Origin of the sequence: Methanomicrobium antiquum, from assembly GCF_029633915.1 — an archaeon.
Lineage (GTDB): Archaea > Halobacteriota > Methanomicrobia > Methanomicrobiales > Methanomicrobiaceae > Methanomicrobium > Methanomicrobium antiquum.
Genome location: NZ_CP091092.1, coordinates 1,208,098 through 1,233,183, shown reverse-complemented (window position 1 = coordinate 1,233,183; position 25,086 = coordinate 1,208,098). Strand labels below are relative to the sequence as shown.

16 protein-coding genes and 1 tRNA gene are annotated in these 25,086 nt (G+C 36.4%); 9 read left to right on the top strand and 8 right to left on the bottom strand.

The window, feature by feature from the left end:
* Positions 1 to 230: 230 nt before the first annotated feature.
* Complete coding sequence (locus L1994_RS06125) at positions 231 to 2,447, bottom strand: efflux RND transporter permease subunit (protein WP_278098581.1); 2,217 nt, start codon at positions 2,445 to 2,447, stop codon at positions 231 to 233.
* 364 nt (positions 2,448 to 2,811) lie between these two features.
* Between L1994_RS06125 and L1994_RS06120 the strand changes: the two genes are divergently transcribed.
* Both L1994_RS06120 and L1994_RS06115 read left to right on the top strand, forming a co-directional pair.
* A complete protein-coding gene (locus L1994_RS06120) occupies positions 2,812 to 3,036 on the top strand; it encodes a DUF1294 domain-containing protein (protein WP_278098580.1) in 225 nt (74 codons plus the stop codon).
* Between the two features lie 323 nt (positions 3,037 to 3,359).
* Positions 3,360 to 4,865, top strand: a complete 1,506-nt coding sequence (locus L1994_RS06115; RefSeq protein WP_278098579.1) for a glutamine synthetase family protein — start codon at positions 3,360 to 3,362, stop codon at positions 4,863 to 4,865.
* A 167-nt stretch (positions 4,866 to 5,032) separates the two neighbouring features.
* Here the strand turns inward: L1994_RS06115 and L1994_RS06110 are convergent, their stop codons facing one another.
* Positions 5,033 to 5,587 carry a TATA-box-binding protein gene (locus L1994_RS06110; protein WP_278098578.1) on the bottom strand — a complete coding sequence of 185 codons (555 nt, stop codon included), beginning with the start codon at positions 5,585 to 5,587 and terminating at the stop codon, positions 5,033 to 5,035.
* A gap of 240 nt (positions 5,588 to 5,827) precedes the next feature.
* Here L1994_RS06110 and L1994_RS06105 point away from each other — a divergent pair, with 240 nt between their 5' ends.
* A complete protein-coding gene (locus L1994_RS06105) occupies positions 5,828 to 6,346 on the top strand; it encodes a cache domain-containing protein (protein ID WP_278098577.1) in 519 nt (172 codons plus the stop codon).
* A gap of 150 nt (positions 6,347 to 6,496) precedes the next feature.
* Positions 6,497 to 7,048 carry a Yip1 family protein gene (locus L1994_RS06100; protein ID WP_278098576.1) on the top strand — a complete coding sequence of 184 codons (552 nt, stop codon included), beginning with the start codon at positions 6,497 to 6,499 and terminating at the stop codon, positions 7,046 to 7,048.
* A gap of 414 nt (positions 7,049 to 7,462) precedes the next feature.
* Here the strand turns inward: L1994_RS06100 and L1994_RS06095 are convergent.
* Together L1994_RS06095 and L1994_RS06090 are read right to left on the bottom strand one after the other, a co-directional pair.
* Positions 7,463 to 7,547, bottom strand: a tRNA-Leu gene (locus tag L1994_RS06095).
* 282 nt (positions 7,548 to 7,829) lie between these two features.
* Complete coding sequence (locus L1994_RS06090) at positions 7,830 to 9,734, bottom strand: AMP-binding protein (RefSeq protein ID WP_278098575.1); 1,905 nt, start codon at positions 9,732 to 9,734, stop codon at positions 7,830 to 7,832.
* Between the two features lie 298 nt (positions 9,735 to 10,032).
* Between L1994_RS06090 and L1994_RS06085 the strand changes: the two genes are divergently transcribed.
* Complete coding sequence (locus L1994_RS06085; RefSeq protein ID WP_278098574.1) at positions 10,033 to 12,228, top strand: PAS domain-containing sensor histidine kinase; 2,196 nt, start codon at positions 10,033 to 10,035, stop codon at positions 12,226 to 12,228.
* Positions 12,229 to 12,257: 29 nt separating this feature from the next.
* Positions 12,258 to 13,646, top strand: a complete 1,389-nt coding sequence (locus L1994_RS06080) for a response regulator (protein ID WP_278098573.1) — start codon at positions 12,258 to 12,260, stop codon at positions 13,644 to 13,646.
* A 189-nt stretch (positions 13,647 to 13,835) separates the two neighbouring features.
* Here L1994_RS06080 and L1994_RS06075 read toward each other — a convergent pair whose 3' ends face one another.
* Positions 13,836 to 15,701, bottom strand: a complete 1,866-nt coding sequence (locus L1994_RS06075) for an AMP-binding protein (RefSeq protein WP_278100783.1) — start codon at positions 15,699 to 15,701, stop codon at positions 13,836 to 13,838.
* Positions 15,702 to 16,231: 530 nt separating this feature from the next.
* Here L1994_RS06075 and L1994_RS06070 point away from each other — a divergent pair.
* The gene (locus tag L1994_RS06070) at positions 16,232 to 16,786 is read left to right on the top strand and encodes a TATA-box-binding protein (RefSeq protein WP_278100812.1); all 555 of its coding nucleotides are present in this window, start codon (positions 16,232 to 16,234) and stop codon (positions 16,784 to 16,786) included.
* Between the two features lie 120 nt (positions 16,787 to 16,906).
* Here L1994_RS06070 and L1994_RS06065 read toward each other — a convergent pair whose 3' ends face one another.
* The 3 genes from L1994_RS06065 to L1994_RS06055 are packed head-to-tail and all read right to left on the bottom strand — an operon-like array spanning position 16,907 to position 21,234.
* The gene (locus L1994_RS06065; RefSeq protein WP_278100782.1) at positions 16,907 to 19,603 is read right to left on the bottom strand and encodes a DEAD/DEAH box helicase; all 2,697 of its coding nucleotides are present in this window, start codon (positions 19,601 to 19,603) and stop codon (positions 16,907 to 16,909) included.
* Complete coding sequence (locus L1994_RS06060) at positions 19,575 to 20,345, bottom strand: metallophosphoesterase (protein WP_278100781.1); 771 nt, start codon at positions 20,343 to 20,345, stop codon at positions 19,575 to 19,577. Before L1994_RS06060 ends, L1994_RS06065 begins: the two co-directional genes overlap by 29 nt.
* 52 nt (positions 20,346 to 20,397) lie before the next feature.
* Positions 20,398 to 21,234 carry a hypothetical protein gene (locus L1994_RS06055; protein WP_278100780.1) on the bottom strand — a complete coding sequence of 279 codons (837 nt, stop codon included), beginning with the start codon at positions 21,232 to 21,234 and terminating at the stop codon, positions 20,398 to 20,400.
* A gap of 325 nt (positions 21,235 to 21,559) precedes the next feature.
* On the opposite strand from L1994_RS06055, the gene L1994_RS06050 reads away from it, so the two are divergent.
* Both L1994_RS06050 and L1994_RS06045 read left to right on the top strand, forming a co-directional pair.
* The gene (locus L1994_RS06050; RefSeq protein WP_278100779.1) at positions 21,560 to 22,540 is read left to right on the top strand and encodes a replication factor C small subunit; all 981 of its coding nucleotides are present in this window, start codon (positions 21,560 to 21,562) and stop codon (positions 22,538 to 22,540) included.
* A 5-nt stretch (positions 22,541 to 22,545) separates the two neighbouring features.
* Positions 22,546 to 24,693 carry a minichromosome maintenance protein MCM gene (locus L1994_RS06045; RefSeq protein WP_278100778.1) on the top strand — a complete coding sequence of 716 codons (2,148 nt, stop codon included), beginning with the start codon at positions 22,546 to 22,548 and terminating at the stop codon, positions 24,691 to 24,693.
* Positions 24,694 to 25,086: the final 393 nt, after the last annotated feature.

Sequence of the window (25,086 nt, the reverse complement as noted above, 5' to 3'; positions counted from 1 at the left end):
GGTTCATTAAATAAATGATTTATTATTATAAAAGACTCTATAAAACTGTTATGAAAATGTTCCTGAGTAAATATTCTCTGCACTTTTTTAAGACAAAAACGTTTATGAACATTTTTTATGGATTTTTCAATATATGTCATTATAATCAGATTTGATTGCATGGCAAAAATGGCGAAAAAAGCAAAAAAAGCAAAAAAAATGAAATTTAAATTTTATTCTTCTTCCACTGTTCATTCAATTTTCTGTTCAAATTTTGACATGACAGATAAAACAGCAGGCATTACAACAATTGCTCCGATAAGTGAAAATCCAACAGTAATTACTGTAACTGTTCCAAAATTTTTGATTATATTGAATGTTGAAAGCAGGAGCGCCGAGAATCCAAATACTGTTGTTAGACCTGACACTGTGATTGCCGCACCAATCTTTTCAACACCTGTTCTGATTGCTTCATATTTATCCCTGCCACGCCTTCTTTCCTCATTGTAGCGCTCCATTATAAGAATTGTATACTCTGATGCAACACCAATGGTCATGGAGCCTAATACTGCAGTCATTGGTGTGTAGTCAATTCCGAGAATATACATAATAGCGCCGTTCCATCCAACAATCATGATGATTGGAATAAGAGGTGATATTGCTGAAAATCTTCGGTAGACAAAAATCAGCCAGATAAAAATCAGGCCAAAACCAAGCAGTGTCATTAGAAGTTTGCCGTTTGCAATCTCATCAACAAGGTTTATGCCCATTTCAGTACTTCCTGTCAGAGTGGCTGTAATTCCGGGTGGGGGGTAATTCCATTCAAGGTCACGGTTTACATTTTCAACAAGGGATTTTGTTGGATCAACCTCCAGTTCAAGCATTCCAAATTCAATAACACCGTTCATCTGACCATTCAAATACGAATTAAGGCCGGATGTAGGAATTTTTGTTAAAACTTCGTTTACTTTTCCTTTTGTATCAGGAATTATGCCGCCATTATACTGCTTTAGAAGTGTTGCAACACTTGTAACTGATGTTAATTCGTTTCTGTTTTCGGTTTCATATTCTCCAAATTCATCAATCCATTTTAAAACATCGGGAGTCAGAAGATTGTCGCCTTTTAAATAAACTGTCAGTGTCGAAGTTGAACCCATTGTCCTTGTTACTTTTTTCATGTCAACAAGGGCGGGCATATCCGGGGGAACAAAAGTTTCTTCATCGTAACTTATCGGCACTTTATCATCAAGCTGGACGCCGACAATTGCCACAAGTCCTAAAATAAGAAGAATAAAAACAGGTTTTTTTGCAATTTTATATGATATGTTTCCGATGAAGTTGTTATATTTCATCATCTTTTTGGAAATACCACTTTTAGATGTTTGTTTTGCTTTATAGTCAATAAGAATTCCAAATGTCGGGACAATTAATAAAGCGGCGATGTAACAGGATATTACGCCTATAATGCATGTAACTCCAAAGTCAAAGACCATGGGAATAGGAGTAATATACATAGCAACAAATCCGAGTGAGGTTGCAATCATTGCATATAAAACGGAAGGCCCTGAATTTTTTATTGTATTATATGCCGCTTTTACAGGATCTTTTGTTGAATTAACCTCGTCATCATAACGCGAATGAAGCTGGATTGCATAGTCTATTCCAATTCCTATTAATACAGGAAAAGCCGCTATGACAACCATACTTACTGGAATTCCAAAAAGCCCCATTACTCCGAAGGTGTTTATTAGACCTACAAACACAACACCGACAGGAAGAAAACGATAACTTACCTGTCCGAATAATATCCCGACAGCTATAATCATTAGAAGCATTGCCGCAAAAATTAAAATTCCTGTGGATTTTCCCATCTCCTCTCCCATCTGTTTCTGGAATGCCGGATTTCCGGAGAGAGTTACAGATGTTCCCGGAGGTGTGTCTGAAATTTCTATTATTGTTTCAAGGTTTGTTAAAAGTGCTTCCTGGTTTGAGGATGAAATCCCGGTTTCAAGAGAAATTATACCTATTGTAAGCATATTGGAAGGCAGGTACCTTTCAAGTACATCTGAATCTATTTTAGATTTTACTTCATTTATTTCGGCAACTGATTCGGGTATTTTTCCATTATTTGCAGATTTCATCAGATTTACTATGCCTGAAACACTACTAACTCCTCTTTCATTTGAAAAGTCAGTCATGATTCTGTTCATAAAATTAAGAAAATCAGGATTTGTTATTGAATCTGATTCAAATATGACCATTATTGAATCTGAACTGAAAAGTTCTTTATAATCATCTAGTAAAATGCCTCTTGGGGTTGTTTTGTCAATATATGTTTCATCTCCGGTTTTCATTGTGACCTGGGTCATTCCGTAAAGAGATATAAAAAACCAGATTAGAACAATTGCTGTAATTATTTTGGGATTTTTTGACACAAATCCGGCAATATGCTGATAAGGTGTTTTCAAAAAAATTATCCTCCCTAATTTATAGTAACAATTTATCTTTTTCGTAAAGAGTGATAAATTGATTGTTGCTTAAAAAACAACATGTTTTTTTATTTAATTATAGCCAACTTTTATTTTGGCAGTATTTTAGGAAGACTAACAAAATTCTAACAAAATTTAGATTTAGAACTTATTAGGCAATCTTTTATTTTATTAGTACCCTTTTCACTCATTTATATCATTTGTATTTTATGATTGTAATAATCCTTATAGAATCAGATTTGATAAATATCTGTAATTCCTAAATTAAACCAGGATATTTAAAGAGCTGGTTATTATAGACATATTTATCATTGTAGCGGCATTTTATATTGCCTTTAATTTAGTGTCATTTCTGGTGTTTGCGGCTGATAAGATTAAAGCAGTTAAAGGAAAGTGGAGAATTTCAGAAAATAATCTTTTAATTTTTGCATTTTTCGGTCCGTTCGGTGCACTTTTTGCAATGAAGGTAGCGCATCACAAAACACATAAGAAAAAATTCCTGCTTGTTTATCTCTTTTTGTTAATACATCTCGCAGTAATGTTCTTGTATTTGACCGGAAATTTTTGAATCAGATAAAAAAGCAATCATTTTTTAATTTTTCATTTTAACCATTCAAAAAATGATTTGGAAAAACTGATAAAAATGAAAACCTCTTTTTGGAGGAATCCTTGTTTTTAGTATTTCTGATCATTTAAAAATTAATATTTAGAAGTATTTTTTACACCTGACATCTACAGTTTTGTTTTTTAGGATTCATACTTAAACTATTATATATAGAATAAGGAGGGAAGGATATTTCCATCTATTGAAGTAAATAAATTATTAATCTGGCTATTTTTGAAAAATAAACAGAATTATCATTTATTATAAAAAAATAGATAGGTGATATAATGACTGGTTCAGATATTTTGATGAATCCAAATGATCTGGTGAAATTTATAAAAAAAAGTCCTGCTGATTTTACAAAAGAGGACATAATCAGGTTTTGTGAAGCAAAAGAGATTGAAATGATAAACTTCCGCTATGTTGCGGATGACGGAAAATTAAAAACCTTGAATTTTATTATTTCTTCTAAGGAATATCTTGATACAATCCTCTCTGACGGTGAAAGGGTTGACGGGAGCAATATTTTTTCATTTATTGAAGCAGGAAGCAGTGATCTGTATGTGATTCCGCGTTACAGAACAGCTTTTGTAAATCCCTTTGCAGAAGTGCCAACTCTTGAAATTCTCTGTTCTTATTATGACAACGAGGGAAAACCTCTTGAAAGCTCACCTGAATATGTCTTGAAAAAGGCAGACGCAGAATTTACAAAGGAGACCGGTGCAGTTTTCAAGACACTTGGAGAGCTTGAGTACTACGTAATCGGAGATGCAGAGGACTCATATCCAGCAATTGACCAGAAAGGCTACCATTCAGCCGAGCCTTTTGTTAAATACGAGGCTCTTCGCGTTGAGGCAATGACTCTTATTGCAAAGGCCGGCGGAAAGATAAAGTACGGACACTCAGAGGTCGGGTGCTTTACACAGGAGAATAAATATTATGAACAGCATGAGATTGAGTTTCTCCCTATGCCTGCCGAAGAGGCAGTAGAACAGCTTCTTGTTGCAAAGTGGATAGTAAGAATGCTTGGATACAGATATGGTGTTGAAGTAAGTTTCGCTCCAAAGATTGTAGTTGGAAAGGCTGGTTCAGGTCTTCATTTCCATATGATGGCAGAAAAGGACGGCAAAAACCTTCTTGTTGAAAATGACAAATTAAGTCCGATGGCACGCAAAATGATTGCCGGTGTTTTAGATCTCGGCGATGCTCTGACAGCGTTTGGAAACACAGTACCGACATCATACCTTCGTTTGGTTCCGCACCAGGAAGCACCTACAAATGTCTGCTGGGGCGACAGAAACAGATCTGTTGTAGTCCGTGTTCCTCTTGGATGGACCGGTGCCAATCACATGACACAGGATGCAAATCCAAACGACAAGTCATTAACAGCAGACAGGCCTTCAAAGCAGACTTATGAATACCGTGTCGGCGATGGTTCTGCAGATATTTATCTCCTTGTTGCAGGTCTTATTACTGCATCACTTCATGGAATTAACATGGAGGACGGACTTAAAAGAGCAGAGGAGCTTTACGTCAGCGGAAACATCTTCAGTCCGGAGTATAAAGAGCGCCTTTTACAGCTAAAACAGCTCCCGCTTTCATGCTTTGAATCTGCAGATGTGCTGGAAGAAAAGCGAAGCTACTTTGAGAAGAATGGAATATTTCCTTCCGGCATGATTGATTCAACAATCAGGAAGTTAAAGGGATTCAATGACAAAGGTCTAAGTGAGAAGCTCTACGGCAACAATGAAGCAATTGAAGAACTTGTTGCAGATTATATCCATGTAGCATAAAACCGGTTGTCAAAAAAAAGGTTATGAAAACGGATACAAAACCTGGTGTAAAACCAGGTAAAAACGATTAAAAATTTATTAAATAAATTTTTGATTCATTAGTTTTTAAAAAAAGGTTCATGAAACTTTTTTTTCATGATTTTTTTATACTTTTTTTTTATACAACTTTACAGAATATTGTCAAGAGTCTTTTCAAGGACATCTACTCCTCTTTTAACATCCTCAAGATTCTTACCGCCTGTAAGAATTGTCTTTCCTGATGAGAATATCAAACAGACAATTTTTGGATCAAATATGCGGTATACAAGACCCGGGAACTGTTCCGGTTCATACTCGACATTTTCGATATTCAAAGTTACAGCCATTTTGTTCAGGTTAATTTTTCTTTCAAGGTTATATGAACAGACCATATTGGTAACAGCAATGTCAGGTTTGTCGAGAGGTTTGATACCAGCGTCATTAAGAGCTTTCAAAACTTTTTCAATTCCTATTTCAAGGGATTTATTGTCTCTGACACCGGTAATCACAATCTTTCCAGATGAGAAAATCAGGCATGCGATTTTAGGATCTTCAATCCTAAAGACAGCTCCCGGGAAGCGCTTTTTGTTAAATTCGCAGTTTTCAACCTTTTCTGTAAATTCAAAAAGATCAATGGATTCAGCGATGACACCAGATGCAACCATGTTCTCAATTTTCAGCGACTCGTAATCTTTTTCAACCATCTACATTTTAATGAAATTCTTAAAACCATAAGACTAATGGACAAACTTTATAGTGTTCATATGGAAGTATCTGAAAGAGCGGTAAAATGCAATTTTTTATAGGGTCAGTACAGAAAAGCGCTGAAAAAAGATCTCATTCTCCCGGACTTATGACAGATATTTTAAAGGGGAGAAAAAGTTTATAGGGTGCAATTTAAAAAGAGTGTAGTTTTTAAAAGAGATAAGATCTAAGAAATATATATGAAAGGAATTTCCTGTCTGGTTGTTTTAATTTTAATGCTTGGCTTTTTTATGGGAGTTGCCGGATGTATGCAAAACGATTCGGAAAATACAGATTCGACGCCTCAGCTGACAGACAATTCTGCAACTGAATATACAACAAATGAGACTTTGGTAGCTTTTGTTGACAGCGCTGTATCTTATGCCCGTGAGAACGGAAAAGAAAAGGCTTTGGCAGAATTTTCTAATCCGAACGGTTCTTTTGTCAAAGGAGAGTTATACATCTATGCCTACGATTTTAACGGAACAACAATTGCACATCCGTTTAATCCTGAAAAAATTGGTGTAAACCGTTTAGATGAAACTGACGCGTCCGGTGGGCTTTTCATTAAAGATTTACGTGATATGGCATTGAATGAAAGCGGATTTGTAAGATTTTATTATATTAATCCTGCTCATGACCGTGTTGTTGAGTCAAAGCTCGGTTATGTCGCAAAAGTTGATGATGACTGGTGGTTAGGTTCAGGAATCTATATTTAATCATTTGCGACTGAGGATGATTTGGACAATAATAATTAAACGATAATTTGAGTGTTAAACAGAAGAAAAAATTATTTCTTCTTTTAATTTTTAGTTTCGTTTTAAACAGTGTGGTATTATATCCTATACAGAGGAATATAATTCACTGCTATGATAGAGAGCATTATTTCAAAGGTCAAGGGTTTTATTCTAAACCCTGTTGAAGCATTTCAACAGTCAAAAAAAGATGATGTAAATGAAGTATTCATTTATTTTGGCGTTTTATTGGTAGTTTATTCAGTCCTTGTTGCAATTATGTCCGTAATAGGGTTTGGAGGAGTTATGCCCGGCGGCCAGAGCATTGTCATGGTGTTGATAAGCAGTCTTTTAGGTACACTCATTCTGACACTTGTATTTGCAGTATGGCTTCATCTCTGGGTATACCTGCTTGGAGGGAAAAATGGCATAATGGCGACTATCAAATCTGTTATTTATGCAAGCACTCCTGAACTTCTTTTGGGATGGTTACCTGTAATTGGTCTGATTTTTTCATTATGGTCGATTGTTCTTGGTATTTTAGGATTAAGGGAGCTTCAGGACATAAGCACTTCAAAGGCTGTTATTGTCTATGTTATTGCTGTTTTGATTCCTGTGATTCTTTTGGTAATGGTTGCCGCATTTTTTATGATTTCTTTTATGAGCATTACAGAAACAATGGCATAATGGTGTATAATAGCATAATGAATTGTATAATAGCATAATAGCATAAAGATAAAAAATTCTTTATGCCTGTTTTTTTAAAATGAAAACTATGAAAACCCGGGTCTGATGAAAACCTTGTTTTGATTTTATTATAACGGTGCATGAAAAATTAGTTTTAAAGACTTTTTTAAAATTCAATTCAACAAATTTAACTATTGCAAATTTAAGAGAATTTTGCATTTAAAAATCAAAAAAGAGAAACAACTCAAATTTTAAAAATTAAATCAAAAAACCAGATTTAAAATCTAAATCTTTAAAATTAAATTTTAAAAAAACGTTCATGAAAAAAATTTTTCATGGACGTTTTCATGGTAAATTATTCCAAAACCAAGTTTAAATCAAAAAAAGCTAAAAAAAATAATAAAATTTCAAAAATGCGAGGGAAGGGATTCGAACCCTCGAACTCCTACAAGATTAGGCCCTGAACCTAACGCCTTTGACCTGGCTCGGCAACCCTCGCTCTAATAATTTTTTAAAATATGGCCCGGCGTGATTCGCCTGCCTTATTCAGTTAACCTTTTTAGAACATAAACTTTGGTTTTTATTACCGGATAAATACATGACTATAAATTCAGTAATTTAAGAGAATTTAATATTCCATTTTAATTTTTTTTCGATTTTAATTCAATTCTTCAATTTAATTCTTCATTTTAATTGAATATAAAAAAATTAACAAATATCTCTGATTTTTTTTATTAAATATGGTAATTATAAAAAAACCGGGGGGGGTTATTTGAATTTTTTATTTGGATTTTCTCTCAGTCTTTTTTGCATTTTTTTCTGTTTTTTCTTTAGAATCAAGTGACATATTTTCAACATGCTTTTTTATCTCTGCATCACGAAGCACATTTCGTCTGATTTTTCCGGAAATTGTCTTTGGCAGGTCTTCAACAAACTCAATAATTCGCGGATATTTATATGGTGCAGTTGTTGTCTGAACATGTTTTTGAATCTGTCTTACAAGAATTTCTGAAGGTTCATATCCGTCTTTTAGGATGACAAATGCCTTTACAACCATTCCGCGTATTGGATCAGGTGATCCGACAACAGCTACCTCTTTTACTGAAGGATGCTCCATAATTGCAGATTCCACTTCAAACGGACCTATCCTGTAGCCGGAACTTTTAATTACGTCATCAGATCTTCCAACAAACCAGAAATAACCGTCGTTATCCATATAGGCCTTATCGCCGGTATAGTAGAAATCACCGGAAAACGCCTCTTCATTGGCTTCAGGATTATTGAAGTATTCAACAAACATTCCAACAGGCCTTGGGTTTACAGAGACAGCCAGCCTTCCAACCTCACAGGCTTTTACCGGCTTTCCGTCATCATCGTGAAGCTCTATCTTCCACCCGGGAGATGGCTTTCCCATAGAACCGGGCTTTGCCTGCATACACGGAAATGTTCCTATGCATAATACAAGTTCAGTTTGCCCGTATCCTTCGTATATTGTAAGTCCTGTACCTTCTTTCCAGACTTTGATGACCTCAGGGTTTAGTGGTTCGCCTGCACTGACACAATGACGAAGTGATGACAGATCAAATTTATCCAGATCTGCCATTATAAGCATTCTGTATATTGTCGGCGGACAGCAAAAGGTTGTGACTTCATATTTTTCAAGTATGGGCAGAATTTCTGTTGCATTAAATTTACCTCTGAAATCATATACAATACTGCATGCTCCCTGAATCCACGGGCCAAAAAATTTGCCCCAGGATGATTTTGCCCAGCCTGTATCCGAAAGTGTCAGATGAACATCGTTTGCTTTAACATCAAGCCAGTATGCACCGGTTGTGATATGGCCAAGAGGAAGTGCATGGTTATGGACAGCCATTTTTGCCTCTCCGGTTGTTCCGGATGTGAAATAAATAACCATTGGATCTGAAGAGCGTGTCCTCTCAAGTCCGCTTGTCACCAGTTTGCCTGAGACTGGTGCAGGATAATCAAGTTCAACGATGTAGCTTATCCAGCCCTCTTTTACACCATCAACAACAAGACGCCCTCTTAGTGTAGGACATTCCGGACATATCTCCTCTACTTTTGGTGCATTTTCCATGTCGGTTATTATCATTTTAAATCCGGCAACGTGCGTCCTGTATAAAAGATCTTTAGAAGTTAGCATTGTCGGGCATGGGACAAATACTGCACCAAGCTTGATGCATGCAATGGCAAAAAACCACCATTCCGGAATTTTTGGAAGCATTAATGCAACCCTGTCGCCTTTTTTAATGCCGTATTTTAAAAGCATATTGGCGGCCTGATTGGATTTTGTCATGAGCTGTCTGAAGGAATATGTTTTCTCATAACCACTTTGATTAATCCAGATCATTGCCCTTTTGTTCCTGTCAATCTTAGCCCAGGTGTCAATTACATCAAATCCAAAATTGAAATATTCGGGAACGTCAATTTTAAAATTCTTGTAAAGGGTTTCATAATCTGTCATATTTGGCTGGTTTTTTGGAATCCTTGCACTTAAGTTCAAAAGATCCTCAACACACTGGCCGCCGCCGGGAAGAACTGCACCTGATATGCCTGATTCGCAGATCTCATTTATCCATTCTGATCTGGATTTCCCCAAAGAAGAGGTGGTTCTGTCGATTTTATCGACAAGTTCATCATCCATTGTGACTGAAAATCGCACCATGTAATACTAACTTTGTGGTGCAAAGAATATAAATCTCATCTTTGTTATGAACCATATCAAATTTGTAAATTATATGGATGAGGCAAATTCATATGAACCGGATGCCAGTTACAGAATTTAATCAGAAAATGAGGATAATAAAAAGTAGAAGAAAAAATATTGATTCATTATCACATTTTGGGTATAAATTTATTATTTTTTTAGTGTAATGATGAAAAAGAATTTATAGTCCAGATGTACTTAATCTCTGTAAAGCAATATTAAAACAATAAAAAAGGTCTAATTGGCAGGATATTTCATGAAGCATTCATTGACAACCAGTGATTTATCATATAATAAAAAGATAATAATTACTTTAATTCTTTCAACAGCAGTAATTTTTGTCCATTCATATTCTCTTTTTACAAATGCGGCTGTAATTCCTGCAATGCAGTTGTATTTATTACCGATTATTTTTGCAGTGTTTTATTTCCAAAAAAAAGGTCTTTTAATATCGGGTATTCTTTTACTCATAGCATTACTATTTACTGTTCTTTTAAATAGACAAAATCCTGATTGGGGAATTACTCTTTTGATGGTTTTTGTAATGGGAATTATTGCACTGATTCTATCTGTTAAAGAAAAGGAGTTGATGACAAACAGATTCAAATTTAAAACTCTTTTTGATTATAATACAAGACCTCTTGTCGCTTTTGATAATGATGGAATTATCACTGATGTAAATTATATGTTTGAAAAAAAATCCGGATGCAAAAAAGAATTAATTATAGGAAAAAACATCGGAAAAGTTGGGATTTATTCTGATGAATCAAAAGAAAAAATTCAGGACATCATTAATAGTAAAAGTACTGAAAAATTTAATAAGCCTTTTTTAGTGGAATTAAAAAATCCTGAAAAAAAAGAAGAAAAAATTCATTATCTTCTTACCTTTTTAACTAGCAGTGGCTGTATAGATAATTCTTCATCAGATGCTAAAATTTCAAATATTACAATTGCGGCATTTGCTGATGCAACCAAGTATGTTAAAGCCTATGAGGGGATAAAAGAGAGAGAGAAAAAATATTATGATCTTTCAAACTTCCTTCCATTAACTGTAATTGAAACAGACAGTGATTATAAGATAACATTCATCAATAAAAAAGGGCTTCAAAGCTTTGGCCTGACAAAAGAAGATATGAAAAATGAAATTTATGCTAAAGATTTCATCTGCACTGATAATTTTAAAGAATGTCAGAAAATTTTTGAAAAATTAATGAAGGGCGAAATTGATGAACATTCATTTGAAGATTGTTTTGCTCAAAAGAAAGATGGATCAAAATTTCCAATAATTCTCTACACAAACCCAATAAAAGACAAGGATGTACCTGTCGGAATCAGATTTGCAGTCGTTGATCTGACAAAGATAAAAGAAGCTGAAAAAGCCCTTGATGCAACTGAAAAAAAACTATCCCGGTTGATGCAGAATTTTTCCGGAATGGCTTACAGGTGTAGAATTGATGAACATTTATCTGCTGAATACCTAAGCGATGGCTTTTATGAGTTGTCCGGATATTCGCAGTCAGATATAATTAAAGGAAAGCCAATAAACCTAAAATCAATAATTCATCCTGATGATTTTGAAATATTTAAAGAAAATGTTTTGAAATCACTTGGAAAAGACAATATTTTTGAGGCACGCTACAGGATACTGACAGCAAAAGGCGAGGAGAAATGGGTATGGAATCAGGGATGGGGAATAAAGGATGATAATGGTCTGATAATTGCAGTGGAGGGTGTAATTTCAAACATAACAGAGCTTGTTAAAACTGAAAATGAATTGAAGGAATTTGAAAAGCAAAAACAGCTGGAGACATTTGAAGCATTAAAAGAAAAAGAGATTCTTTTAAAAGAGATTCACCACAGAGTTAAAAATAATCTGCAGATTATTGCAAGCATTCTGAAGCTAAAAGATCTCCAGTCTGATGATGAAGGGATACATGATATATTGCTGGACTGCAGAAGCAGGGTTTTTTCAATGGCGATGATACATGAAAAATTATACCGATCAGAAAATCTTGCGAGAATAAATCTTAAAGATTATATTACAACACTTTACATGCACCTTTCAGATGAATATGGTGCGGATGATGAAAAAATTATTATTGTCTGTGATTGTGATGAGGATATTACACTGGATATTGATACAGCAATACCTTGTGGTCTTATCATCAATGAAATCCTTACAAATTCACTAAAATATGCTTTTGACGAATCGGGCGGAGAAATAAAAATTGATTTCCATAGAAAAGAAGATGACAGGTATGTCTTAAGAGTCAAAGATTCCGGGAAGGGATTTTCAGAGTATTATGATTATGAAAACTCAGAATCACTTGGGATGCAGTTGATTTACAATCTTACAGCCCAGCTTGAAGGAGAAATTGAAGTAAGAAACAATCCCGGTGCGGAATATATAATTACTATTCCTGCAGGAATACAAAAATCAGTAAAATTTTAAAAAATAATCAAAATTATCAGGTTGATTAAATGAAAGGTAGTAGTATACTGATTGTTGAAGATGAGATGATAATTGCAATGGAAATCCGGGCAACATTGAAAAAACTTGGATATAATATTGCAGGCACTGTTATCAGCGGTTTTGACGCGATACAGGTATGTGGAGAGAAACATCCTGATCTTGTTCTGATGGATATTCGCCTGAAAGGTGATATGGATGGTATAGAAGCCGCAAAAAAAATTATGGATCTTTATGACATTCCAGTTATATTTCTTACAGGCAATTCTGATAAAACAACAGTTGAAAGGGCTGTTTCTATAAAACCTGCCGGATTTTTAATAAAACCTTTCAAAGAGCGTGAGCTTTTTGGAAATATTGAGATGGCGATTCACAAAACCCGTGTCAAAAGCAAAATAGACTCTTTGGAGACTAACAAGGCAAAAGAAAATCTTTCAAAGAAAATTTCATCACTTAAAAAGCCTCTTATTGCGACTGACAAAAACGGAGTAATTACTCATGCAAATACTTCTTTTATTGAGTTAGTGGGTGAGGATAACAAAATTGTCGGCAGAAAACTCCATGACATATTCTCAACACCTGCAAAGCCCGAAAAGATTAACGGCTATAAGGACATGATTTATTTTTGGCCGGATTCTATAGAGATTGAAAATCCTGATTCAACCAGTCTTGTATATCTAAGAGCAGGATTCATACTTGATGAATCAAGAGATATTCAGAATTTTATTTTTTCTGTTGATAATGATATTAAAAAAGAACCCGGAAAAGATATTCCTTTTGATGAATTTACCGGTTTAATTGACTCTTTTAGTGAGGTTATATTTATAACTGATATTTCCATGAAATTTGTATACTACAACAACAGTTTTCTTGAATTCTCAAAGAGACTTGGGGTGAGTTCATTTCAGCTTACAAAGACTATTTATGAGCTAAAAGAGTTCTCCATCTTTGTTTCGGGAAGTGAATATGTTGAAGTATTCCGCACAAATCATTCAATTGTAAAGACCAAGAAATTAAAATCGAAAGGAAGAGAGATAAACTATTTTAGAGTTTCTCTTATCCCTAGCTCAAAAAACAACCAGGTGACTCATGTTACAACAATAATTGAGGATATAACCTCGCTTGTTAATCAAAAAGAGCATGATGAGTATATCTCCCAGAATCTTGAAGATATAAAAAACAGTCTCTCTAATGCACATTCTGTTGTTTTTGAGATAAATAAGCCGTTAATGAATATAATAAAGGTAATCGGGAATAAAAGCTCTCCTGAATATGAAAAAATTGTGGAATCTGCCCATGAAATTGAACAAATTCTTGAAAGATTCAATATCTACAAAATAAAGTATGAGGAAGGAATAGATCACATTGTGTATATGAGTAAGACTGCTGATAACTGGTAATACTGTCAAATTTGTAAAAGGATTTAAAACAAGTTCATGAAATTTTATTGAATGCAAAAGTTTCATGTAAGTTATGAAGTAATTTTGATTTAAAAACGTTCATGAAATTTTATTTCATACAACATCTTCATGTAAGTTACGAAGTAAAATTGATTTAAAAATCAAAAAGAAATTTATTCTTTTTAGAAATTATTCTCCTCTGTATTTTTTTAATTCCTGTTCGCGAAGCAGGTTTCTTTTTATTTTTCCTGATATTGTTTTTGGAAGCTCTTCTACAAATTCAATTGAACGCGGGTATTTATATGGTGCGGTGTTGTTCTTGACAAATCTCTGAATCTCGTTTATTAGTGATTCGCTTGGTTCAAAGCCTTCATTTAAGACTATAAATGCCTTTACAACCATTCCTCTTATTCTGTCAGGTGAGCCTACAACTGCGGACTCTTTCACAGCAGGATGTTCGAGAAGTGCTGATTCAACTTCAAAAGGACCAATCCTGTATCCGGAACTTTTTATAACATCATCATTTCTGCCTACAAACCAGAAATAGCCGTCATCGTCACGGTATGCTTTATCTCCTGTATAATAAAAACCGTTTACAAACGACTCTGTGTTTGCTTCAGGGTTTTCTACATATTCAACAATAAGTCCGATTGGGCGGGGATTTAGTGAGATTGCAATTCTTCCTTCCTCAAAGTTGCCCACAGGATTTCCGTCATCATCGTGAAGCTCAATATTCCAGCCCGGTGCAGGTTTTCCCATTGAACCTGGTTTGTTTTTTATACAGGTATAAGATGCAATTGCACAGCATGTTTCAGTCTGACCGTATCCTTCATGGATTGTAAGACCTGTTCCTTCCTCCCAGATTCTGATAACTTCAGGATTCAGGGGTTCTCCGGCACTTGTGCAGTGACGAAGTTCTGACAAGTCAAATTTGCTTAAATCCGCAAGAATCAGCATTCTGTATATTGTTGGCGGACAGCAAAAACTCGTTACCTCGTATTTTTCAATAAATGGAAGTAGCTGTGTTGCCTCAAATCTGCCTCTGAAATCTATAACAAGAAGGCATGCGCCGGCGATCCACTGGCCAAAGATTTTCCCCCATCCGCATTTTGCCCAGCCTGTGTCAGAAGATGTGAAGTGGACATCATTTGGAGTTAAATCATGCCAGAGTTCTGCTGTCACTTTATGTCCAAGAGGATGAGCATGATTGTGAAGAACCATTTTTGCTTCGCCTGTGGTTCCTGATGTGAAGTAGATAAGCATTGGATCTTTGGAGCGTGTTTTAAATTCAGCCGGCATGCTTACAGATCTGTGAGATACAGGAGCCGGGTATAAAAGTTCAAAAGGATAACTTGCCCAGCCTTCCATTTCACCGTCAACTATCATTCTTGCTCTTAAAGTAGGGCAGAAGTTGCAGATTTCATTTATTTTTGGAGCGTTTTCAAGATCTGTGATAACCATCTTGAATTTTCCGGCGTTAATTCTGTATTTAAGATCTTTTGGTGTTAATAATACGGGGCATGGGCATACAACCGCACCAAGTTTTATCAGACCGATTACAAATATCCACCATTCCGGAATACGTGGAAGCATGATTAAAACCCTGTCGCCTTTGTTTATATTGTACTTTAAAAGGATATTTGCGACCTGATTAGATAGATTTTTTAAATCTCTGAAGGAGTATTTTTTTTCAAGACCCTTTTGGTTAACCCAGATCATTGCAAGTTTGTTTCTGTCTGTTTCTGACCACTTGTCAATTATATCATATCCAAAATTGAAGTATTCCGGAACTTCTATTTTATATTTTTTGTATGTTGAATCATAATCTTTCATATTATGAGATTTTTCAACAGGAATACTGCATTCCTTATCAAATGAAGATTTGTCACTTCCTTTGGATCTTTCTATCTCGCTATGGGGAATTCTCCAGAGTCTTCCTACTTTTACACCCTTTATCTGACCTTCCCTTAGCCATGAGTGAATTGTTCTTGCCTCTACTTTAAGTTCGTCAGCTACCTCCTGTGGTGTGTAGTATTTTTCTTCATCAGAATTCATAACTACATTTTTTACACACAATGTATTTTAATGTATTTAAAATTGTCATTGCCGATAGTCAGTTAATGACATTAAAACATTATTTCTGACAATTGATGTATGTTTATGTATGTTGTGACGGACTTTGTAAATATTTTAAAATGTAAATCAAAAAAAATCCAAAATACAAACTGATGATGAGGCTAAAAAGTGTAAAAAAGGTTGTAATCCATCATAGATTGATATTTATTCAAAAAACATTCATGAAACTAATTTTTCAACTAATTTTTCATGCAGTGTTTCATGTAAAATCCCCATGATGAGCTTTTTTCATCACACAAAAACTGATGAAAGTCTATCAGGGATTTTGACTTTCATACCAAATCAGATTTGGTTTTAGATGGTAAATGATATTACTAAAAAAAAGAATTCACCTGATGGTATCAACTGTGATATGATTCCTGATTCGCGATTATTAATCTCTGGCACTGTCTGGCAGGGGACAATCAGATAGTTAATATTATGCTCAAATGGCTGGAAATTATAATACAATGGATGGGAAAAAATACGAATCCTTAAAAATTGAGAATATTGTAGCTTCTGGTCAGATTGCAGATTCAATAAATTTAGAAGAAGTATCTCGTCAGATTCCAAATTGTGAATTAAATAAAAAACGTTTCCCGGGAGCTGTCTTCAGAGTTGAAGACCCTAAAGTTGCATCTCTTATATTTTCGTCAGGAAAAATAGTGCTTACCGGCATCCGAAGAAAAGAAGACTTAAAAACCGGTCTTGATATTATAATAAATTCGCTTAAAAAAATCAATGTAAAAACATTTGAGAAAAATGATGTTTCGATAACAAACATAGTTTGCTCGTATGATATGAAAAAACCGGTTAATTTAAACAGGATTGTCGTAACTTTGGATCTTGAAAATATCGAGTACGAACCGGAACAGTTTCCGGGACTTGTTTACAGAATAGATGATCCAAAAATTGTGGCACTGATTTTTTCATCAGGAAAAATAATTCTTACAGGAGGAAAAAATCTTGATGATGTCAAAGGCGGACTTGATGTCCTGGAACAAAAGCTTGAATCAATAATGTAATAAGAGAATATTATTATGAAAGCATAATCTGATAAAAAATGTTTAATTAAAGAGTATAAGAGATTGAATGCTCTAAGAGACCACAATTTATAATATTATAAATCCTTTTCAACTTTTTTTTTACTGCCAGAAGCGGTGCGTTTTGATATAATTTCTCTCGGCTTTTAAAATTTCTCTGTAAAAATCATCACCTTTTGCAAATGTTGCAATAATTCTTGATGCAGTGTCCGGCCCGACTCCTCTCGCGGCAAAGGCAGTTACTGCCGGCTTTTTGCTTGAAAGAACAATGTTTGCATTTCTAAGATAACGAACCTCCAGTGCTCTTTCCTCAGCGTTTTTTTCTTTTTTTGACAAAAGTCTTATATTTTCTTCCTCATATGGCTTAAGTGCCGCAATAAGTCTTGCACCGCACTTTGGACAGACGATGTCATCAGGGACTCTGCTGACTGTGGTTTTGCTCTTCCATTTCCGACAGTTCATACAGAAGAGAATTATATTATCGTTTTCAAGGCGTTTTTTTAGAGCTGTAATGACAGCCTGGGAAACAGATTCCGGAGGTATCACATCACGTGACGAAGAAAGACCTTCTTTTCCAATCGCACTTAAGGGACCAATTGATATTTCTGTATGATTCGACTGAATTTCTTTAATTATTTTCTCCGCAGATGACACATCCATATTCAGTGAGAAAAGCTCCCGGTATGCTTCTTTTTGAATGATAGTTCCATCAAAGAGTTCTGTAAGGCGGTTAATGCTTATTCGTTCGTAATCTGCATCTGCATCAATAGCACCAAACTTTTTTGCAATCTGAACCAGTTTCCATTTGTATATTGCAGTCCTTTTGAGTGCGAGCTGTAAAATTCCGCGAAGAAGGGCCGGATCAACTGATTTTAGAACTTCCATTACCTCGTATGCTTTAATCTCACGGGAAAGCCTGAATAAAATTCTGTATGCACCAACTTCTATTCCAACTGATGTTCCGAATCTTGCCGCCAGAAGTACTGATACAACCCTTCCCAAAGCTTCGTTTGCTTTATGGCCGCCGCAGACATTCATAATAACACCTTCATCATAGTGTTCGATAGTTATCAGTTTGTCTGACGGGACCGGCGATTTGGAATTATCCATCCCGGAAAGGAATTCTTTTGCAAATTTAACTGATTGTGAATCTGTTTTATAACCCTTAAAATTTCTCGTACGGCGAAGTCTTCCTGCTTCTCTTGCAACCTCAAAAGGTACAGGTATCTGCTCGCCCTCCCATGATGGAAGTTCGCCACTTGCTCTGTGTGCAGGTTCGACTTTTATCATTTTGTCTTCGATTGCAATTACCTGCCAGAGCTGACCTTTTGTTATAAAAACAGCGCCTGTAAATATAAATCCGACAACGAACGATTCATCTAGTGTTCCGACATATCGCCTTGTAATTATGTCAAATACTTTCACTTTTTTTTCGTCATGAATCATTGAGAGATTCGAGTACAGGTAATTTCTGCTTCTTCCTGTCCGGATTATCATGTCTGATTCTATTCTGATAAGCCGGTGCTCTGCCATCTGGCGACAAACCTCCGGTAATAGTTCATCACAGTCTGAAAAGCATGCTGATCTCTTTATAATTGATTTTAACCTTTCAGTGCTGATTTCTCCATATTCAACAGCAATGGCAGAGATTTGGTTTGCAAGAACATCTGCGGCATTTATTATCAGTTCGAGATTTTCACATTCATTTGAAAGCCCTTTTCTGACAATTACAAGGGATTCCAGTAGATCATCAAATCCGGTTGCAAGGATTCTTCCCCTTGATACTGTATCTAAACGGTGTCCGGCCCTTCCGATTCTTTGCAAAAGTCTTGAGACTTCACGGGGTGAGCCAAACTGAATAACCTGCCCTATATGGCCAATATCAAGTCCAAGCTCCATTGAGGATGTACAGATAAGTGCTTTTAAATCTCCGCGTTTGAATTTTTCTTCTGCATCGATTCTGACCTCTCTTGAAAGTGAACCGTGATGAACATCGACATCACCTCTCTCGTAAAGCTGATGACCAAGTGCCTCTGCAGTAACTCTTGTGTTTACAAAAACAAGAGTTGAGTCTTTTGTGTTGATCTCTTTTTCTACCCCCTTTGTCTGTTCAGGAAAAGATTCGCCGGCATATTTTACATCTACCAAAAGAAGAGGTGCAACAGGAATGTTTACAATTTCATATGGTCTTTCTCCGCAGAGATAGCGTGCAACATCATCCGGGTTTCCAACTGTTGCAGAAAGAGCAATTCTTTGAAATTCTCCTGAGTATTCTCTAATTCTTTCAAGTGCAACAGAAAGCTGAGCTCCGCGTTTGTTTCCTGCAAGTTCGTGGATTTCATCAATTATTACATATCTGACATTTTTGAGATGCTCTCTTAATTTTTTTCCTGTAAACATCGCCTGTAGAGTCTCAGGAGTTGTAATTAAAAGATCGGGGGGCTTTAAAGTTTGTTTTCGTCTCTCATACTGGGTTGTATCTCCGTGGCGGACGCCGACTGTCAGAGAAAGTTCATTTGCCCACCATTCAAGCCTTCCTAGTATATCGCGGTTTAAAGATCGAAGAGGTGTTACATAAAGAGCTTTAAATCCGCTCCCTTCGATATTCAAAAGATTGTGAAATACGGGAAGCATGGCGCTTTCAGTTTTTCCTGTGCCGGTCGGTGCAATACATAATGTGTGACTGCCACGCATTATAGGAGGAATTGTCTCTTCCTGAGTGTCGGAGAGTTCTATGAAATTTCTTCTTTTTAGAAGGTTTCGTATTTGTTTATCTAAAAGTTCTATTGCACTCATCATTCATCAGACTGGAAAGGCTGTTTATGTATGTTCCGTCACTTAAGAAAACCTCGGCCTGGTCTTCATCTATTCCTTTTGAAAGCGGCCCCATGCCGCTTTTTTTAAGCTCTCTTACATCAATTCCGCCGGCAAGTTCAAAAAATGCCGGTACAAACAAAACACGTGTACCGGAAACATCTGATGAATTTTTCATTTTAAAGGAGTCTTTATCAATTTTTGTTAATACATAGGCAGGCTGGGATTTAAGTGAACATCCGACATCATCATAAAGACATATTACCGGGTGGACATGTCCTGTTACAATCAGTCTTCCAAGAAGCTCTTTTGCCGGATAAGTATGGCCGTGAAGGTATCCTGTTCCGTCAATAACACAGCCATCCTTTGGCAGGAGTTCATCTTCTTTCAAAAATCTGTCAATTCCTGCGTCATGATTTCCGGGAAGAATCTGAAATGGAATTTTTTTTCGGATTTCTTTAAAGATCTTTGGCATCTCAAAATATTCCTGCTTTGATGTCAGGGGAATTGAATGCTTAACATCACCAAGAAGCAATAGCTGGTCGCATCCGGATTTATCAATACACATAAGAAGTCTTTTTAATCTATCTTCGCTACTGCTTTTTATATGAAGGCCGTTTTTTGCAAGCTGTGTTTCAGCGCCGAAATGAGTGTCTGCCGCTATTAATATGCGTGATTTATTTTCGATAACAAGTGCAGGACCCTCAGGCAGAAATTCAGGTATCATTTTTTAGTTATTTCAGATAATTTAGAGTTTTTTAGATTAATTTTAAACCTTTTTAGAGTATTTTTATGTAACCGCCGGGTGGCAGGTAAAGCTCTCCTTCTTTTATAAGTTTTTCAGCCGATGATTTAACATCATCAGGATTTAAGCCGGCAGAATCGGCAAAGCTGTAGAAATCTTTTAGAAGAAGACCTTTTTTTGTACTGTTCTTTTTAATAATTTCAAGAATTATATGTTCAATATCAGGGCAGGATGTTTTGTCCTGTGAGTCTGTTTTTTTGGTGTTACTTATATCATCCTTTTTATTTTCAAATGACTCTTCAGATGCATTTGAATAAATATTAGAGATTGCTGTTTCAATTATCCTGATTAATTCTTTAGAATCATTTGATATTTCGAAAATATTGGTAATTTCTGAATTATCAGTCATTTCAGGATTTTTGTTTTCGAAGGATTCAACTGATTTTTTAAGTCTTTCAAGTGCAAAGTCTGCAGCAGACAATATCCACCTGTCTCTTTCTTCTTTTGTAATTTCTCTGACTGCCTGTGGATTTATGAAAAACCGAGTTTTTTCAGATTTGAAAATTCTTTTAGATGTTTTTACCTCTCCAAATACGCTGACAAATGATGGAATCCCAACTTTTAAAAATTCTGAAGAGCAGTATGAGCGATTCTTCCGGCAGTAAAGTACAAAAACACCTGTGGGGTCTGCAATTCTTACTGATGAGACATATCCCCCGGGTCCTTTTTTTACTTCAGTTAAAGCACCGCATAAATAAAGATTATTTACAGTTTTACCATCCGGTAGCAAAAGTAAATCTCCATTATTCTGATTTAGTCTATCCAGAAGCTCAAGTTCACCTGCAAAGAGTCTGTATGTGGAGTCGTCCATATCTAAAAATTAATCCGGTTAATCTACGGTTGATCAATATTCGGTTTAATCAGTAATCGTTCTCTTTTAAAATATATTGATTTAAAATATGTTTGTCTTTTGCAGACAAAATAGTGATCAATATAACACCTGAAAATAAAAGAATAACAAATCATATAGTCTGCTTCATAAGAAGATCTGATAAGTATGTAATAGACCTGATGAGTTATTAAAAGAGAATAAAAGAAAGAAAAATAGAGAGAAAAAAAGAAAAAAGAGATTTAAAAAAATTAAAAGTAACCATAAATGATAATTCAACAATAAAATTCAATGCAGGGCTGATAAAATGGACGGAAACAATACAATATGGATAGAAAAGTACAGGCCGAGGACGCTTGACGATGTTGTCGGTCAAACAGGCATTGTAGAACGCCTTAAAAATTATGTGGCCGCAAAAAGTCTGCCGCATCTTCTTTTTACCGGAACTGCAGGAATTGGAAAGACGACCTCTGCGGTTGCGCTTGCAAGGGAATTTTTTGGAGATGACTGGCAGGTTAATTTCAGGGAATTAAATGCATCTGATGAAAGAGGAATTGATGTTGTCAGAAACCAGATAAAGCAGTTTGCGCGCACTGCACCAATGGGAGATGCAACGTTTAAGATTCTCTTTTTGGATGAGGCTGATGCTTTAACAAACGATGCACAATCAGCTCTTAGGCGCACAATGGAAAACTACGCACAGACATGCAGATTCATTTTATCCTGCAACTACTCATCAAAAATAATTGATCCTATTCAGAGCAGATGTGCAATATACAGGTTTAAGCCTCTGGATCGTGAGGCAATAACAGAAGAAATAAGCCGAATCTGTAAAAATGAAGGCCTTACAATATCAGATGATGCAATGAGTGCTATAATATATATTGCCCAGGGTGATATGAGAAAGGCAATAAACGCACTTCAGGGTGCGGCAATCATAAAAAGTGAGATATCAGAGGATATGATCTATGAGATTACATCCACTGCAAGACCTGATGAAATACTTGAGCTTTTACAGATAATTCTTGACTGCGATTTTGAAGCTTCTGAAAATCGGCTTTCGGAATTGACAATAAAGCGGGGAATTGCCCCAAATGAACTTATAAATCAGCTTTACAGAACGCTTGTCTATGATAAAACAATTAATAGAAAGCTAAAAGTTGAACTCATAAATAATCTTGGAGAAACTGACTTTAGAATCAGCGAAGGTGCAAACCAGAATATTCAGATGGAGGCACTTTTGGCCCGCTGTATTATGAGCGCTGAAAAATACAAAAATACGGTATAATATATATGGATGAAATTCCGCAATTTCCAGAAAATTCCGAACCTGAGGCAACCGTTACTGATAAGGCTGCCGACTGGAGCAAATTCTTAAAAAAGCACTACAAAGCTGAACTGGGGGAGATTGCAAGAGAGTTTCCATACAACAGATCACTGGTTATTGATTACCAGAAACTTGAGAAATGGGGCAAAAGAGGTCTTTTGCTCGCAGATGAGCTTTTGAAAAATCCCGGCAAAGTTTTATCTGACGTAAAGGATGCAATAAAGCAGAATAATCTCATTTTTACAAAGGATGAGGAAGAAAAGGCAGATGATGTAAATGTCCGCTTTATAAGGCTTCCAAAAAAAATTGACGTTCGTGACATAAGAGCGCATCACATAAACACTTTCCTCTCAGTCGAAGGAATTATCAGAAAGACGACTGAGGTTCGTCCGCGTCTTACCTATGCAATTTTCAGATGTTTAAACTGCGGCACTTTAACACCTCCTTATTCTCAGGGTTTTGGCAAATTTCAGGAGCCTTACAGAAACTGTGCACAGTGTGAGCGTCAGACCAAAATGGAGCTTGTTCCACAGCTTTCAAAGTTCGTTGACGTTCAAAAACTAAGGATTCAGGAGTCTCCGGAAGGTCTAAGGGGCGGCGAACAGCCTGAAACACTGGATGTTGATTTGCAAGACGATCTTGTGGCAACAGCATCGCCTGGTGACCGCGTTGTAATAAATGGAATTTTACGTTCAATTCAAAGGGTTTCCCAGGGCAGCAAAAGCTCTCTTTTTGATATTTATCTTGAGGCCAACTCATTAGAGGTTGGTGAAAAAGAGTTTGAGGAGGTTGCAATCTCAGATGAGGATGAGCAGAGTATTGTTGAGCTAAGTCGTGATCCTGAACTTTACAGGAAGTTCTCACACTCAATCGCACCTTCTATCTATGGAAACGATGAGGTAAAAGAAGCAATCTCCTTAATTTTGTTTGGAGGAATTGTAAAGTCCCTGCCTGACGGAAGTCATCTAAGAGGCGATATTCATATGCTCCTTGTCGGAGACCCCGGTATTGCAAAGTCGCAGATGCTAAGGTATGTCATAAAACTCTCTCCAAGAGGAATTTACACAAGCGGCAAGTCATCAACATCTGCCGGTCTTACAGCAACGGCTGTAAAAGATGAATTTGGTGACGGACGCTGGACACTTGAGGCAGGTGCTCTTGTTCTTGCAGACATGGGTATTGCGGCTGTTGATGAGATGGACAAGATGACAAGGGATGACCGGAGTTCACTGCATGAGGCAATGGAACAGCAGACAATTTCCATTGCAAAGGCAGGAATTACCGCCACTCTTAGGTCGCGCTGTGCACTTTTGGGAGCGGCAAACCCTAAAATGGGAAGGTTTGATGAGTATGCCCCTATAGCTGAACAGATTAATATGCCGCCTTCTCTTCTGTCGCGTTTTGATCTTATCTTTGTTATGAGAGATAAACCAAACAGCGTTCTTGACAGGGCAATTGGTGAACATATTTTAAAGGCTCATGAAGTGGGAGAAATTATTGAGCACAACAAGAAAAATCCGATGGAAGAGGTTGATGACGACTTTATCCAGGAGAAGTTAGCCCCTGTTCTTCCGGAAATTGATCCACTGCTGTTTAGAAAATATATTGCATATTCAAAGAGGAACTGCTTCCCGCTTCTAAGAAAGGAAGCCAAAGAGAAACTCATTGCGTATTACTTAAGTTTAAGAGACATGGCGTCTGATAACAGTAAGCCCGTTCCTGTAACTGCAAGACAGCTTGAAGCGCTTGTGAGACTTGCGGAAGCCAGTGCAAGAATCCGCCTTTCAGATGAGATTGATGAGTCTGATGCCGAGAGGGTCATACGCATTGTTGACAGATGTCTTCGCGATGTTGCATACGATCCTGAGACCGGCAGTTTTGATATTGACAAACTGGTAACCGGCATTCCAAAGCAGAGGCGTGACATCATCCGTGAGATAAAAGAGGCTGTTAAATCCCGTGCCGATGATAACGGCTATGCCCAGATTGACGATGTAATTCAGGTATTAATCCAGAAAGGGCATGAAAGAGATGATATCAGAAAGAGAATTGACGATCTGTTAAGAAACGGTGAGGCAATGGAACCGCGTCACGGTTTAATCAAGCTCATCTGATAGATTAAATATTACTTGCAAATATTTTTTGGTTCTTCTCCATTTTTCTGAAAGTTAGGACTATCCAAAAAGAGAAACAACTTAGAGAATAACCTCCAAATATGATGATATGTCCAATAAACATTACAAATGGAGGGAATGCATTTCTGCATTCACATCTATGTTCTCATTTGTGGGCTTTTAAGATTATTGATATGGAAGATTTCATCAGTTTCTTAGGTTACTGGCCTTGACTGGAAGACAATCAAAGATAATCGATTATTAGCAAGGGAGGGGACAGGCCCCTCCCTTAAACCCACCCCGCTTACGATAGGTCACCGGAGGGGGGCTAGGCCCCTCCGGTTCCCGGGGATATTGTGTACATCGCGACAAATCAATTCCAAATTAGGGTGA

Excerpts from the sequence above, each read along its gene's own strand:
- L1994_RS06100 (WP_278098576.1), top strand. The coding sequence starts at position 6,497 with ATGATAGAGAGCATTATTTCAAAGGTCAAGGGTTTTATTCTAAACCCT.
- L1994_RS06115 (WP_278098579.1), top strand. The coding sequence starts at position 3,360 with ATGACTGGTTCAGATATTTTGATGAATCCAAATGATCTGGTGAAATTT.
- L1994_RS06070 (WP_278100812.1), top strand. The coding sequence starts at position 16,232 with ATGGATGGGAAAAAATACGAATCCTTAAAAATTGAGAATATTGTAGCT.
- L1994_RS06105 (WP_278098577.1), top strand. The coding sequence starts at position 5,828 with ATGAAAGGAATTTCCTGTCTGGTTGTTTTAATTTTAATGCTTGGCTTT.
- L1994_RS06065 (WP_278100782.1), bottom strand. The coding sequence starts at position 19,603 with ATGATGAGTGCAATAGAACTTTTAGATAAACAAATACGAAACCTTCTA.
- L1994_RS06060 (WP_278100781.1), bottom strand. The coding sequence starts at position 20,345 with ATGATACCTGAATTTCTGCCTGAGGGTCCTGCACTTGTTATCGAAAAT.
- L1994_RS06055 (WP_278100780.1), bottom strand. The coding sequence starts at position 21,234 with ATGGACGACTCCACATACAGACTCTTTGCAGGTGAACTTGAGCTTCTG.
- L1994_RS06080 (WP_278098573.1), top strand. The coding sequence starts at position 12,258 with ATGAAAGGTAGTAGTATACTGATTGTTGAAGATGAGATGATAATTGCA.
- L1994_RS06085 (WP_278098574.1), top strand. The coding sequence starts at position 10,033 with ATGAAGCATTCATTGACAACCAGTGATTTATCATATAATAAAAAGATA.
- L1994_RS06110 (WP_278098578.1), bottom strand. The coding sequence starts at position 5,587 with ATGGTTGAAAAAGATTACGAGTCGCTGAAAATTGAGAACATGGTTGCA.
- L1994_RS06090 (WP_278098575.1), bottom strand. The coding sequence starts at position 9,734 with ATGGTGCGATTTTCAGTCACAATGGATGATGAACTTGTCGATAAAATC.
- L1994_RS06045 (WP_278100778.1), top strand. The coding sequence starts at position 22,546 with ATGGATGAAATTCCGCAATTTCCAGAAAATTCCGAACCTGAGGCAACC.
- L1994_RS06050 (WP_278100779.1), top strand. The coding sequence starts at position 21,560 with ATGGACGGAAACAATACAATATGGATAGAAAAGTACAGGCCGAGGACG.
- L1994_RS06075 (WP_278100783.1), bottom strand. The coding sequence starts at position 15,701 with ATGAATTCTGATGAAGAAAAATACTACACACCACAGGAGGTAGCTGAC.